The organism is Streptomyces sp. NPDC048696, assembly GCF_043198895.1.
Lineage (GTDB): Bacteria > Actinomycetota > Actinomycetes > Streptomycetales > Streptomycetaceae > Streptomyces.
Window position 1 is genome coordinate 29231 of sequence record NZ_JBICVJ010000026.1, and the last position, 13085, is coordinate 42315.

Consider the following 13085-nt stretch of genomic DNA (forward strand, 5'->3'; position numbering starts at 1 on the left):
CTAGGTCTGCTGGATGGATGTGCGACAGCCAGTGTATGGGGGTCACACGCCCTGACTGACCGAGCTCATATTGAAGTCCGGCACCCGCAGGGCGGGCATCGCGGCCCGGGTGAACCAGTCGCTCCACTCCCTCGGCAGGGTCTTCTCGGTCCGCCCGGCCTCGGTGGCCCGCGACAGCAGGTCCACCGGCGACTCGTTGAACCGGAAGTTGTTGACCTCGCCGACCACCTCGCCCCCCTCCACGAGATAGACGCCGTCCCGGGTGAGCCCGGTCAGCAGCAGCGTCGCCGGGTCCACCTCGCGGATGTACCAGAGGCAGGTCAGCAGCAGGCCGCGTTCGGTGGCCGCGACCATCTCCTGGAGCGAGCGCTCGCCACCGCCCTCCAGGATCAGATTGCCGACCGGCGGCGTCACGGGCAACCGGGTAAGTCCCGCGCTGTGCCGCGTGGTGATCAGCCGCTCCAGCTTTCCGTCCCGCATCCAGTCGGTCGGGGCCAGCGGCAGACCGTTGTCGAACACGGAGGCGTCGTCGCCCGAGGAGTGCGCCAGCTGGAACGGCGCGGACTCAAGGCCCGGCTCGTTCGGGTCGCTGCGCAGGGTCAGCGGCAGCCGGGCCAGTGTCTCGCCGAGCCGGGTGCCGCCGCCGGGCTTGGAGAAGACGGTGCGGCCCTCGGCGGCGTCGCGCGCGTTGGACGACCACAGCTGGTAGATCAGCAGGTCGGCGACGGCGGTGGGCGGCAGCAGCGTCTCGTACCGCCCGGCGGGCAGCTCGATGCGGCGCTCGGCCCAGCCGAGCCGGACGGCCAGCTCCTCGTCGAGCGCGCCCACCTCGACGTCCTTGAAGTCGCGCGTGGAGCGCCCGGCCCAGGCGGAGCGGGTGCGGTCCGGCGACTTGGCGTTGACTTCGAGCGTGCCGGTCGGCTGGTCGTGGCGCAGCCGCAGGCCCGTCGACGTCCCCAGGTAGGACGTGGTCATCTCGTGGTGCGCGAAGCCGTACAGCTCGCGGCCGCCCGAGCGGGCGCGGGCGAACGCCTCGCCGAGGGCCGGGGCGAACTCGGCGAAGACCGCCGAGGACGTCTCGGCGGGCGCCTCGGCGAAGTCGGCCGCCACCGGCACCCCGTCGATCAGCGGCTGGGCGTCCTCGGCGGGCCCGGCCGCGCGCGCGGCCGCCTCCGCGGCCCGTACCAGCGGCTCCAGGTCGGCGGCGGTGACGGCGGACCGCGACACCACCCCGGACGCGGCGCCCTCGGCCCCGTCGACGGTCGCGATCACGGTGAGGGTGCGCCCGCGCGTCACACCGTTGGTGGTCAGCGCGTTCGAGGCCCAGCGCAGATTGGCGGAGGAGTGCTCGTCGGCGATGACGACACACCCGTCGGCGGTCGAGAGCTCCAGCGCCCGCTCGACGATCTCATGCGGCTTGACGGTCGTACGGGAACTCATCGGCCGGCCTCCTGCGTGGTGTTCAGAATGTTGACGCCTCGGAACAGGGCCGACGGGCAGCCGTGCGAGACCGCCGCGACCTGGCCCGGCTGGGCCTTGCCGCAGTTGAAGGCGCCGCCCAGGACATACGTCTGCGGGCCGCCGACCTTCTCCATCGAGCCCCAGAAGTCGGTGGTGGTCGCCTGATAGGCGACATCGCGCAACTGCCCCGCCAGTCGGCCGTTTTCGATACGGAAGAACCGCTGGCCGGTGAACTGGAAGTTCACCGGGGGAGCGGAGGGCATACCCCTCTGATCAGTGTCTGCGCAGGTCAGGCGGTATTTCACGGTCTACCCTCAATCCCTGTTCATACCGGTTGAAACCGGACTGTGCGGGGTCTGGTGACGACTTCGTGTCGACCTGGAGGCAGAGCCTATCGAGTGGCGGCCTGGCTGGCAGAGGCCCGGTGGGAACTTGATCGACTTGCCTGGCAGGACGACGGTCAGAACGGAAGCTCTGGCGTGCTCGCGCCGCGCGTGATGGTCAAGATCCGTTCGTGGAAGTCGCGCGCGGCGGTCTCGCGGGGGAAGCGGGCGCGGAGTTCCTTGTCCAGCTCGTTGGCGACTAAAAGCAGGGACGGAAGAGACTTCCGGTCGGCTTCAAGGGCCATGGTGCCCATGCCTACGGCCTCGTCTATCTCGCCGGTCCGGGCGGCGGCGACTCCGAGTGTGAGGCGGGCTTCTGCGGCACGCATGGGGGAGATCTCGGTTCCGTCGGGACCGGTGCTGATCCGGATCACCGACCTGGCGTGGGTGGCGGCGCGCTCGTCGTCGCCGAGCAGACGATAGGCGTCCATCTCGTAGAAGTCCCACTTGTCCGGGTCGATGATGAAGTGGTGTTCGGGGTGATCTGGGCGGGGCAGGCGGTCCAGCCTTGCGCGCCCGGCGTCCAGGGAGTCGCGGACCAACCGCGCGTTTCCCATCCGGGCGGCCGCGCGGGCCTTGTGCGCGTACAGCTGCACGCCGACGGAGTGCGTCTGGTCGGCGACGTGCCCGGCTTCCACCGCGTTCAGCATGTCCTGCCATCGGCTCTGGGTGAGAGCGAACCACGCCTCGATCTCCCATGCCCACGCCTTGATCTCGCCGTGTCCCGCTTCGTCGCCTATCCGGAGTGCTGCGGCCTTGCTGAGGTTGGCGGCCTCTCGCTGGCCCCGGTCGTACTGGACGCACGCGTTCAGCAGGAACAGCCACCCGGCATCGACGAGCAGTTCCCGATGCTGACGTAGTGTCATCCGGCTCTCAAGCTGCTTGGTGACGTAGTGCAAGCCGTTCCGGGTGCGCTGGTGTAGGTAGTCGGCATCGGCGTACGGGTAGGCGCGGGCCAATTGATCAATGCCCTGCTGGATCGACTCCAGGGCTGCGCTGTTGATGCTGGACATCTCCGTTCGCCTCAGTAGCTCGGCGATGTCCCACAGTCCCGCACCACCCTCCGCGAGCAAGGTGCTCGGGTCCTCCGGCTGGGACGTGTTTGCTCTTCGTTCCAGCTCCCAGGGACGTGGGGCGAATCCGGCAAGGTGGCCAGGGATGCGCAGTCCGTCCACTACTTCGAGGATCTTGCGGTACTGGGTGATCCGGGGGCGAACGCCCTTGCCTTCGGTTTCGTCCTTGGCCATCTTGCCGATGTGCTCGCGCTTGTAGCCGACGGCCTCGGCAATCTTGGCGTAGCTGATCTTGCCGTGCAGTCTGGCGAGTCTGAAGACCTCGCCGAAGTCGTGGTTGGCGATCGCTGAGCGGACGTCGGCGCGCTCCAGCACGTGCGGCGGCAGCGCTGCGGGCGTCGGAGCAACTTCGGCCATCTCACTTCCCCTGGTGATTGACCTGACAACTCTTCGGGGGGTGCGTCTGGCGAGTGTACCCACGAGGGGGGTCCCCAAGAGGGGGGAGCGACGGCCGGTACAAGGGGTGGATCCTCGGCCCACCCTGCCGGGAACGCCCCGGTAGACGTGACCGAGGACGGTCGATCGTGTCATGGAAACCGGAAAGATCGTACGAGGCTTACTCCCGGCAGCAGAGGCGGGAATCGTCGGGCGCGGTGGGGTAGCGGCAGCGGGCCGCTTCCGCGCGCTCACACTCTTCGCGGACGCCGAGGACACCCCGCAGGCTGCGCGGCGCATGGCGGTCGGGACGCTGACGAGCTGGGACCTCGGCGGCCTGGCCGCCGACGTGGAACTGTGCGTCTCGGAGCTGGTCGGCAATGTGGTGCTTCATGTGATCACCGACCGCCACCCGATGGAGCCCGGCCACCGTCCGGTGGTCACGCTGGCCCTGCGGTCCTGGCCGCGATGGCTGTTCGTGGAGGTGGCCGACGAAGACTCCGACCCGCCTACGCTGCCGCTCGGCGACGGCTTCGGCCCGGACTTGGCTGAGGATCTGCCGGAAGCGCTGTTGCCTGATCACGGGCGGGGGCTGCACATCGTGCGCACTCTGGCCGACGGCTTGTGGTGGGTGCCGGAGGAGGGTGGCGGCAAGAGTGTCTTCTGTCGCTTCGACCTCGACGGCGGCTCTGGCGGAGCGTCGTCTATGGCCGCTGACGGGGGGCTGTCGGCGTGATGGAACGAGTGATGGCGCTGCGGGTGCGGCGCGGTGATGAGATCAGCGACCGGGGCCGACGGCGGGAGGTCAAGGCGGTGCGCTCGGACCGGCGTGCCTCGGGACGTCCGGCGGTGGTGCTGGTCTTCAAGTCGGGGCCTGCCCTGCGGATGAATGCGACAGACGTGGTGCAGGTGGAGCGCGGCGGACGGCGCTCGGGTCGGGAGGGGCGGCGATGACGATGCGTGCGGTCTGGCGGTTCGCGGACTGGGTGTTGAGCGTGGACACCTCGGGGAGCGGGCCGATCTATGTGGCGGAGTGCACGACGTGCGGGGACGGATCTGAAGCGGCTGAGGAGACGGAGGGGCCGGAGATCTGGAGTCTCCAGCACGCGGGGCGGACGGGGCACACGGGCTTTCGGAACATTGACATCAGCTTCTCGCGGGCCTCCTTGGTGGAGGGGCCGCGCTGATGTCACCTGCGCCTGTCGCGTAGAGCTGGATCGAGTACGACAACCGCATACGAGACCGGACCACCCCCGCGCCTGGCAGCAACCGGGGTGGTCCGGCTGGGGACGCAGCGGCCCCCGGTGCCAGATGGTATCCGGGGCCGTTGTGCTGCGCTTCTGTCTTGGCACACAAGGGAGTTGATCAGGTACTACCCGAGACCGGACAGAGGTGAACTGTCGTGAGCGGCATTGAGGGTGAGGGTCTGTATGACGGCCTGGACGCGGTGGAGGTGGACGTCGGGCTGTGGTCGCCGGGGGTGGATTACCTGGCGGGCTGGCGTGAGGCGCGGGTGGTGGCGGACCGGTTGAACCGTGCGTTGCTGGCGGCGGGGTTCGAGTTGTCGGAGCTGCGGGCGACGGCGGCGACGGCCGGGGACGGTCGTGGGGTGGTGCGGCTGGCGGGCTGGCCGGGTGTGGTGGACCGGCTGGCGCGGTGCCTGGGACGGGTTACCGGGGATGATGGCGAGCCGACGTAATGAGGGGCGTTTTGCCTGGTGAGCGGCGCGCGTGGGCACGTCGCCGGCCGGAGAGACTTTGGGCGGTAGCTGCCATGGGGCGAGTGAACAGGGGGCCCTACGCTGGCCCGGCGAATCGGGCGGGCACCTGACCTGCCCGCTGTTGTGCCCGATGGGCCCCCTGTTCTTCGAGGCTCGCCCCATGGGAGCTGCCTAAAGTCTCGGAGGCCGTCGACCCCCAGCCCCGTGCGCACCAGCCTTCGTCGGCCGGTCGACGCCCCACGACCTTGGGCGCGTGGTGTGGGGCGTCGGGCGTCCGGCCGGGATCGGCGGGTACGCCGCATGCCCGGCCGGGGCGGCCGGGCGGCCCGGCGCGCCGCAGGCGCGCCCTTGAGTAAGTGGAGAAGGTTTCGACCGATCGGCCTCGGCGGTCAGGCGCGAGGACGCCGTGCGGGTTCCTTGTCGGCGGTGATGCGGTAGGCGAGTTCGGCCCGGTCGGCGCCGATGCGGAGTTCTTCGAGGATCAGGGGCCGGTCGTCGGTGCCGTGGGTGACGCGGGTGGTGTGCAGGACCGGTGTCGCGTCGGGCAGGCGCAGGGCGGTGCGTTCGTCGGGCAGGGGCATGTGGGCGCGTACCGTCTCGGACCACCAAAGCGTGTGCCCGGCCTTCGCCAGCAGGGCATAGATCGCCTCCAGGGACGCGTCCGGTGCGTCGGCAAGGCCGGGGATTGCTTCGGCGGTCGCGAAGGGGATCAAGGTGCGGTGCATGGCACGCGTGCCGGTGGCCGGGTCGGCGAGCAGTCGGTCACAGCCGAACAGGGCTTCCTCCTCGTCCAGTCCGAGCGGACGGCCGGTGGTGTTGGTGGTGTGGGAGCGGTAGACGGTCGGCTCGTCGACCGCCTCCCACTCGGTGCCGTCGTGGGTGGTGAACCGTCCGCCGGTGGTGCGGCTGATCCGGCGCTCGATCGTCATGGCGGGCAGGCCGCTGGAGCGGACGAAGCTGCCCTTGCCGTGCCGGACGTCGATCAAGCCTTCCGCGCGCAGGGCGGCAATCGCGTTGCGGACGGTGGGGCGGGAGACCTTGTATCGCTCGATGAGCTGGGCCTCGGAGGGGAGCGGGGCGTCGGGTTCGAACTCGCCGGACAGGATCGCTTCACGGATGGCGGCGGCGACCTGCTGGTAGAGGGCTCCGGGGCGCTGGATCTCGCTCATCTGGACACCTTTGTCGTGGGTGTGGTGGGGACGTAGGCACGTCGCACGCGCGACATCACTCGTCAGCATAAGTACTTGCCCAACTCCCGTACAGAGGCGCATAGTTCCAACTCGTAAGGACAAGTGACGTCCGGATATGTCGGGCGTCGTGAGCGGCCTAGGAGGCCAAAAATCATGCAGTCCATTCCCGTGGACACGACACGACTGGGCGTACTGCGGTGCGCCATCGCACCCGAGAAGAAGATCGCCAACTCCGAGACCGGGGAGGTCAAGAGGGACCGCGACGGCAACCCGGTCTACACGGTGGCGGTCACGGTCCGCCAGGACGCCCGCCGTATCTCGGTGATCGAGATCGCGATGAGCGGCGAGCCGCGCGGCATCGAGGAAGGAATGATCGTCAAGGTCACCGGGCTGATCGCGTTCGCCTGGTCGATGGGCGAGCGGCACGGGATCAGCTTCCGGGCCGACGCCATCACGCCCGTGCCCACCGGCTTACCGAAGGCGGGTGGGGCGTGATGGGGGCGATCCTGCTCGCGCTGGCGCTCGCCGCACTCGCCTGGGCTCTGGTCCTGGGTGACCTGCTGCGGCGGACCCGTCCGGTCTGGCACTGGTACCTGACCGGCTATCCCGTGACTGCGTGCCGGGTGGTCTTCACCTGGCGCAAGGTCGCGATGCTCAACGACCTGTCGGTCTCGCGGCGTCCGCCGCGCGGGCTGGTCGGGGACGTGGTGGTCAAGGGTGATCCGCTGCGGCCGGTCGCACCCCGGATCTCGTTCCCGCGTGCCACCCGCCTGGGGCTGTCGGTGATCGTGCGCCTGCATCCGGGCCAGACCCCCGCCATGTACATGAAGGCGGCCGACGCGCTCATGCACGCGTGGAAGGTCCACGCGGTACGGGTCACCTCCCCGGAACGGGGACGGGTGCTGCTGACCGCGACGGCTGTTGATCCGCTGGAGCGGCCGGGCCTGGCCACCGCGCCCGCCGCGTTGCTGTCGGCACTGATCGGCGCGCTGGAGAGCGGTGGCGCCTGGGTCATGGACCTGTGCCTGGTGCCGCACTGGCTGATCACCGGCGCCACCCGCTCCGGCAAGTCCACGCTGCTGGCCCGGCTGATCACCCAACTTGCCCCGCAGCCGGTCGCCCTGGTTGGCATCGACTGCAAGGGCGGCATGGAACTCGGCCTGTTCTCACCCCGGCTCAGCGCCCTGACCACCTGCCGACGCGAAGCGGTCGCCGTGCTGGCCGCGCTCGTGACCGACATGCAGGAACGGATGCTGACCTGCCGGGCGGCCGGGGTCCGCTCGATCTGGGAACTGCCCGACAAACTCCGGCCGGTACCGGTCGTCGTGATCGTCGACGAACTGGCGGAGCTGTACTTGTCCGACGGCACCCGCGAGAGCAAGTCCGAGGCGGAGCAGTGTTCCGTCCTGCTGCTGCGCATCGCTCAACTCGGTGCCGCGCTCGGCCTGCACCTGGTCGTCGCCGGACAGCGCGTCGGCTCCGACCTCGGCCCCGGCGTCACCGCGCTACGGGCCCAGCTCGGCGGACGGGTCTGCCACCGGGTCAACGACCCCGGCACAGCGGAAATGACCCTCGGCGATCTCAACAAGGACGCCGTCGCGGTCGCCCAGTCGATCACTGCGGAAGAGCAAGGCGTGGCCGTGTGCACCGGTCCCGACGGCGGATGGTCCCGGGCCCGCTCCCACCTCACACCGACCGAGGAAGCCACCGCGACCGCACGCAAGTACGCGGCCATGACACCCCACCTGCCCGCCTTCGACCGCGCCCTGGCGGCGCAGGCAGGGGGCGAACAGTGACCAGCGAATCATCCGCGCTGCCGCTCGTCGTGGTCTTCGGGATCATCACCGTCCTCCTCGTGCGCTCGCGCGACGTGCGCCCCTGGGAAGCGGTCTGCATCGGCCTGTTCGGCATGTACATCGGCCAGACCCCGGTCCTGTTCACCATCGACGGACTCGTGACCTGGTTCCTGCACGGCTTCTCCTCCCACTGACCCGAGCAGAAAGGACAGATGACGTCATGCCCATGAACCGCGTGCGCTGCCCGGCCTGCAAGGGCGAAGGGGCCCGCACCACCTGGACCGGACGACGACACCGCTGCCGCGTCTGCCGGGGCACCGGCACCATCCGCTAACCCACCCAGCCCGACCGCATCAGGGAGACCTGTATGGACAACTTCGCGCCGCCCACCACCCACCCGGCCGCTACGGCGGCCCCCAACGGAAGGTCCCCGCCATCACCCCCGAGCCCACCTCGGCTGGCAGGCGCGCCCACCTCGACCGTGCGGCGCGCCTGCGTCAGCTCCCCGAGACAGACCGAGACGCGATACGCCTCGCCCAAGACCCCCAGTTCGCCCGCTGGCTCGACCAAGTCAGGGCCACCGGCGGATGCGCCCACCCCATCCACCTCACTGGCTCAACGACCACCCGGGACACAGTCACGGGCGAGGTCCTGCACCAGTACGACACCCGCACCGAACCCGGCGAACGACTCCTTGTCCGCTGCCGCAACCGCCGCGCGAGCGTCTGCCCGCCGTGCTCCCGACTCCACGCCGGAGACACCTTCCACCTCGTGCGCGCGGGTTTGATCGGCGGCAAGAACGTCCCCCCGACGGTCCGCGACCGGCCCCGCCTCTTCATCACGCTGACTGCCCCGTCCTTCGGGCCCGTCCACCGGGCAGAGGAACGGTGCCGACCGCGCCGCGACGGCGGCACCTGCGAACACGGGCGCCCCCTCGGCTGCGGCGCCGTCCACGACGCGGACGCGCCCCATGTCGGCCGACCGCTGTGTCCCGACTGCTACGACTACGTGGCACACGTGCTGTGGCACGCGCACGCGGGGATGCTGTGGGACCGGTTCACCCGCGATGTCCGGCGCCGCCTCGCCACCTCGGCCGGGCTCGCACGGTCCCACTTCTCCGACCACGCCCGGTTGTCCTTCGCCCGCGTCGCCGAGTACCAGAAGCGCGCTGCCGTCCACGTTCACGCCGTTGTCCGGCTCGACGGCCCGGCCGGACCCGTCGACGAACCCCCGCCCTGGGGCACCGCCGACCGCCTGGCCGACGCCGTACGCACCGCCGCCCGCAGGGGCGTGGTCCGCACCCCCTACAGTCCCGCCATCGGTGAACTCGCCCTGCGCTGGGGCGTCCAGGTCGACATCCGCCCACTGCGCGCCGACGATGGGGGACCGGATGATGACGCGGTTGCTGCCTACGTCGCGAAGTACGTCACCAAGGGAGCGGGCGAGACCGGCGCCGGCGTCGACCACAAGCTCCTGACCTGCGACGATATCGACACGGCCCCCGTCAACGCGCACGTCCGCACCCTGATGCGGACCTGCTGGCGCCTCGGCACCCTCCCGGAGTACACGCCGCTCCGGCTGCGGGCCTGGACTCACACCCTCGGCTACCGAGGCCACATCCTCACCAAATCCCGCGCCTACTCCACCACGTACGCAGCGCTCCGCGCCGACCGCGCCGACCACCGCTACGTCGACGCCGCGACAGCCGATGATCCCGACGCTGTCACCGACGCGCTCTGGCGCTACATCGGCTCCGGCCACACCACCGGCGCAGCCCTCATCGCCGCCGGAATCGCCGAAGACCTCACGCAGTCCCGACAGCTCTACAAGGAGGCCAGGCGCGACGAGGCGTGGGTAGAGCCGCAGGGCTTGGGGGTGGGGCCGTGAGAGGTGGGAGCAACTTGCTCATGACGCCGGATGAGGCGGCTGCCGAACTGGGCGTGACGAAGCGGGTCCTCATGGACTCCTACCGACGTTGGGGCATCCCGTACCTGAAGGTCGGCAAGCATGTCCGATTCCGAACTCGCGATCTACACCACTGGGTTGACGCTCGGATGCAGCGTGGCTAGCTTCGAACTCAGTCACTAACCCATCAACATGTGGAGGGTTAACAAGCGTGGCGACCATCAAGAAGGAAGACTGCACCTGCCCCCGGCGCAAGAAGCCGACGTGTCCTCACAAGCCGTACCGGGTGACGTACCGCGAGCCCGGTGGCCGGGCAGGCAAGCCGCGACAGGTGTCCTTCAAGAAGCTCGAAGATGCAGAAGCCTTTGCGGTCAAGGTCGAGCGAGACAAAGACCTGGGAACGTACATCAACCCCAAGGCGGGGCAGAAAACGTTCGCAAAGATCTGGAACGAGTGGGTTGAGGCCGGAACCCTCGAAGAGTCCTCAAAGAGGAACTATCAGAGCGTCTTCGCCAACCACTATGAGCCGTTCTTCGGGACCAAGCCCATCGGCAGTATCACCCCGTCGATCATCCAGGAATGGGAGGCCGACCAGAAAGCGAGGGGGTACAAGGAGACGGGAATCAATGGACGTAAGAACGTTCTCTCGTCTGTCTTCAACTATGCGGTAGCGGCGGAGATCATCGGTCGTAATCCGTGCAAGAAGGCGAACCCGCGTAGGCGGTCAGGGCAGACGCTCACCCCGGTGACCGACGAAGACATCCCGACCATGGAGGAGGTGCTGGGGATCATCGCGGAGGCTCCCAAGCTGGTCCGCGCTGGGTTCTGGGCCATGGCGGGCTGCGGGACACGTCCGGGGGAGTCCCTGGCGCTGTCCGAAGAGTCGTTGGACTGGGAGCGCAGCATTCTCGCTGTGGATCACCAGGTCTCGGCTTATGGATGCCAGGAGATCTCAGGATATCGGCGCGGTGTGAAGCGGGGTACGAAACATCGCACCTTCGACCAAGCACGACAGACTCCGGTGCCCGATTCGATCAACGAGATCTTCAGCGATCACATCGATGCATTCGGTACCTGGGGAGATCGGGGATGGTTCTTTGAATCTCCCCGATTGAACGACCGCCACCCGTCCTATGACTGGTTCCTGGACCAGTTCAAGGCGGCGGTCAGGGCGGCGGGAACTCCGCAGTACACGCCCAAGAGTTTCCGGCACTTCTTCGTGTCGGAGGCAATCCACGCCGATATCCCGCTCTTCGAGATTGCGGCCTGGGTCGGGCACCGCACCACCAGGACGACAGAACTGGTCTACGGGCACCTCGTCCGCAGAGCGATGGACCGAGGTGCCCGAACCATGCACAACCGCCTGGGGTTGAAGCTGGCGCCCTTCAAGGGGCTGATCGTCCCGCCTCAGCTGGCTCCCGATGAAGTCGACGTCGACGACTGTGACGACGTGGCCTAGCGGGTACTCCGTGAAGACGTGTCGACCTGGTGCAGACTTCGGACCCCGAATGGGGTCCCTGTCACGGGCGGCCCGACTCGGCCGAAGTGTTCAGGATGTTCACACCCCGAAACAGTGCGGTGGGGCATCCGTGAGACACGGCGGCAACCTGTCCCGGTTGAGCCTTTCCGCAGTTGAAAGCCCCTCCTAGGACGTACGTCTGCGGGCCGCCGACCTTCTCCATCGAGCCCCAGAACTCAGGGGTCGTTCCCTGGTAGGCAACGTCTCGGAGCTGCCCGCAAAGGCGGCCGTTCTCGATCCTGTATGCCCTCTGCTGTGTGAACTGGAAGTTGTAGCGCTGCATATCGATCGACCACGACCGGTCGCCGACCACATAGATGCCGCGCTCGACGCCCCCGATCAGGTCCTCCGTCGAGAGCCCGCCCGGGTCCGGCTGGAGCGAGACGTTCGCCATGCGCTGGACCGGGACGTGCCCGGGCGAGTCCGCGAAGGCGCAGCCGTTGGAACGGCCCAGGCCCGTCAACTTCGCGATGCGGCGGTCGAGTTGGTAGCCGACGAGCGTGCCGTCCTTCACCAGGTCCCAGCTCTGCGCCGCCACGCCCTCGTCGTCGTACCCGACGGTCGCGAGGCCGTGCTCGGCGGTGCGGTCGCCGGTCACGTTCATGATCGAGGAGCCGTACGCCAGCTTGCCCAGCTGGTCGAAGGTGGCGAACGAGGTGCCCGCGTACGCCGCCTCGTAGCCGAGCGCCCGGTCCAGCTCGGTGGCGTGGCCGATCGACTCGTGGATGGTCAGCCACAGGTTCGACGGGTCCACGACCAGGTCGTACGTGCCCGCCTCGACGCTCGGCGCCCGCATCTTCTCGGCCAGCAGCGCCGGGATCTGCTCCAGCTCGGCGTCCCAGTCCCAGCCGGTGCCGGTCAGGTACTCCCAGCCGCGCCCGACCGGCGGCGCGATCGTCCGCATCGAGTCGAACTCGCCGGTCTTGCCGTCCACCGCGACCGCCGTGAGCTGCGGGTGCAGCCGGACGCGCTGCTGGGTGGTGACGGTGCCCGCCGTGTCCGCGTAGAACTTGTTCTCGTGGACGGTGAGCAGCGAGGCGTCCACATGCGCCACCCCGTCCGCCCGCAGCAGCCGCGCGCTCCAGTCGGCCAGCAGCGCGCTCTTGTCCTCGTCCGGTACGGAGAAGGGGTCGATCTCGTACGCCGAGATCCAGGTCCGCTCCGCGTGCACCGGCTCGTCCGCCAGCTCCACGCGCTCGTCCGAGCCCGCGGCGGCGATCACCTGCGCCGACAGCTTCGCCATCGCGACCGCTTGGGACGCGACCTTGGCGGCGGCGTCCATGGTGAGATCGACACCGGAGGCGAACCCCCAGGCGCCGCCGTGCACCACCCGGACCGCGTAACCGAGGTCCGTCGTGTCGGCGGACCCGGACGGTTTGGCGTCGCGCAGCCGCCAGGCCGCGCTGCGCACCCGCTCCAGACGGAAGTCGGCGTGGTCGGCGCCGAGCGCGCGGGCCCGCGCGAGCGCGGCGTCGGCGAGGGCGCGCAACGGCAGCGCCGTGAAGGCTGCGTCGATGGAATGAGGCACGGATGTCTCCTGTCGTGTGAGACGGTCGCTCCGATCATGTCGCGCTCGCGGGCCCTGTGCCCAGCCCTTTCTGTAGGGACCCCACAGCGCATCTTCCACGCCACTGTCACAGGTCGATTCCCCGTACACGTGCAG

At 69.1% G+C, this 13085-nt stretch carries 13 protein-coding genes and 1 pseudogene; 9 read left to right on the forward strand and 5 right to left on the reverse strand.

The window, feature by feature from the left end:
* Positions 1 to 42: 42 nt before the first annotated feature.
* From ACGFRG_RS34165 to ACGFRG_RS34175, 3 genes and pseudogenes are all read right to left on the reverse strand, one after another.
* Positions 43 to 1440, reverse strand: coding sequence for a metallopeptidase TldD-related protein (locus tag ACGFRG_RS34165; RefSeq protein WP_361431635.1), 1398 nt, complete (start codon positions 1438 to 1440; stop codon positions 43 to 45).
* A pseudogene (locus tag ACGFRG_RS34170) lies at positions 1437 to 1703 on the reverse strand (metallopeptidase TldD-related protein); the annotation flags it as partial. The pseudogene ACGFRG_RS34170 and the gene ACGFRG_RS34165, both read right to left, overlap by 4 nt.
* Positions 1704 to 1921: 218 nt before the next feature.
* Positions 1922 to 3274, reverse strand: coding sequence for a tetratricopeptide repeat protein (locus tag ACGFRG_RS34175; RefSeq protein ID WP_393270325.1), 1353 nt, complete (start codon positions 3272 to 3274; stop codon positions 1922 to 1924).
* Between the two features lie 172 nt (positions 3275 to 3446).
* Here ACGFRG_RS34175 and ACGFRG_RS34180 point away from each other — a divergent pair, with 172 nt between their 5' ends.
* The 3 genes from ACGFRG_RS34180 (at position 3447) to ACGFRG_RS34190 (ending at position 4991) form a co-directional block, all read left to right on the forward strand.
* On the forward strand, positions 3447 to 4028 hold the full coding sequence (locus ACGFRG_RS34180) for an ATP-binding protein (protein WP_393270328.1): 582 nt from the start codon (positions 3447 to 3449) through the stop codon (positions 4026 to 4028).
* Positions 4025 to 4246, forward strand: a complete 222-nt coding sequence (locus ACGFRG_RS34185; protein WP_393270331.1) for a hypothetical protein — start codon at positions 4025 to 4027, stop codon at positions 4244 to 4246. Before ACGFRG_RS34180 ends, ACGFRG_RS34185 begins: the two co-directional genes overlap by 4 nt.
* Before the next feature lie 448 nt (positions 4247 to 4694).
* Positions 4695 to 4991: a hypothetical protein gene (locus ACGFRG_RS34190; RefSeq protein ID WP_393270334.1), complete on the forward strand. Its 297-nt coding sequence runs from the start codon at positions 4695 to 4697 to the stop codon at positions 4989 to 4991.
* Between the two features lie 410 nt (positions 4992 to 5401).
* On the opposite strand, the gene ACGFRG_RS34195 is transcribed toward ACGFRG_RS34190, so the two are convergent.
* Positions 5402 to 6181: a GntR family transcriptional regulator gene (locus ACGFRG_RS34195; protein WP_393270337.1), complete on the reverse strand. Its 780-nt coding sequence runs from the start codon at positions 6179 to 6181 to the stop codon at positions 5402 to 5404.
* Positions 6182 to 6355: 174 nt separating this feature from the next.
* On the opposite strand from ACGFRG_RS34195, the gene ACGFRG_RS34200 reads away from it, so the two are divergent.
* From ACGFRG_RS34200 to ACGFRG_RS34225, 6 genes are all read left to right on the forward strand, one after another.
* Positions 6356 to 6697 carry a hypothetical protein gene (locus tag ACGFRG_RS34200; RefSeq protein ID WP_393270340.1) on the forward strand — a complete coding sequence of 114 codons (342 nt, stop codon included), beginning with the start codon at positions 6356 to 6358 and terminating at the stop codon, positions 6695 to 6697.
* A complete protein-coding gene (locus tag ACGFRG_RS34205; protein ID WP_393270380.1) occupies positions 6697 to 7998 on the forward strand; it encodes an FtsK/SpoIIIE domain-containing protein in 1302 nt (433 codons plus the stop codon). Before ACGFRG_RS34200 ends, ACGFRG_RS34205 begins: the two co-directional genes overlap by 1 nt.
* Positions 7995 to 8192 (forward strand): hypothetical protein, encoded by a 198-nt coding sequence (locus ACGFRG_RS34210; protein ID WP_393270343.1) that lies wholly within the window; start codon positions 7995 to 7997, stop codon positions 8190 to 8192. The genes ACGFRG_RS34205 and ACGFRG_RS34210 overlap by 4 nt, the downstream gene beginning before the upstream one ends.
* A gap of 298 nt (positions 8193 to 8490) precedes the next feature.
* Complete coding sequence (locus tag ACGFRG_RS34215) at positions 8491 to 9885, forward strand: replication initiator (protein ID WP_393270383.1); 1395 nt, start codon at positions 8491 to 8493, stop codon at positions 9883 to 9885.
* A gap of 20 nt (positions 9886 to 9905) precedes the next feature.
* Positions 9906 to 10067: a helix-turn-helix domain-containing protein gene (locus ACGFRG_RS34220; RefSeq protein WP_393270346.1), complete on the forward strand. Its 162-nt coding sequence runs from the start codon at positions 9906 to 9908 to the stop codon at positions 10065 to 10067.
* A 47-nt stretch (positions 10068 to 10114) separates the two neighbouring features.
* A complete protein-coding gene (locus ACGFRG_RS34225; protein WP_393270349.1) occupies positions 10115 to 11362 on the forward strand; it encodes a tyrosine-type recombinase/integrase in 1248 nt (415 codons plus the stop codon).
* Between the two features lie 61 nt (positions 11363 to 11423).
* On the opposite strand, the gene ACGFRG_RS34230 is transcribed toward ACGFRG_RS34225, so the two are convergent.
* On the reverse strand, positions 11424 to 12950 hold the full coding sequence (locus ACGFRG_RS34230; protein ID WP_393270352.1) for a TldD/PmbA family protein: 1527 nt from the start codon (positions 12948 to 12950) through the stop codon (positions 11424 to 11426).
* Between the last annotated feature and the right edge of the window lie 135 nt (positions 12951 to 13085).

Excerpts from the sequence above, each read along its gene's own strand:
- ACGFRG_RS34165 (WP_361431635.1), bottom strand. The coding sequence starts at position 1,440 with ATGAGTTCCCGTACGACCGTCAAGCCGCATGAGATCGTCGAGCGGGCG.
- ACGFRG_RS34175 (WP_393270325.1), bottom strand. The coding sequence starts at position 3,274 with ATGGCCGAAGTTGCTCCGACGCCCGCAGCGCTGCCGCCGCACGTGCTG.
- ACGFRG_RS34180 (WP_393270328.1), top strand. The coding sequence starts at position 3,447 with ATGGAAACCGGAAAGATCGTACGAGGCTTACTCCCGGCAGCAGAGGCG.
- ACGFRG_RS34195 (WP_393270337.1), bottom strand. The coding sequence starts at position 6,181 with ATGAGCGAGATCCAGCGCCCCGGAGCCCTCTACCAGCAGGTCGCCGCC.
- ACGFRG_RS34200 (WP_393270340.1), top strand. The coding sequence starts at position 6,356 with ATGCAGTCCATTCCCGTGGACACGACACGACTGGGCGTACTGCGGTGC.
- ACGFRG_RS34205 (WP_393270380.1), top strand. The coding sequence starts at position 6,697 with ATGGGGGCGATCCTGCTCGCGCTGGCGCTCGCCGCACTCGCCTGGGCT.
- ACGFRG_RS34220 (WP_393270346.1), top strand. The coding sequence starts at position 9,906 with ATGACGCCGGATGAGGCGGCTGCCGAACTGGGCGTGACGAAGCGGGTC.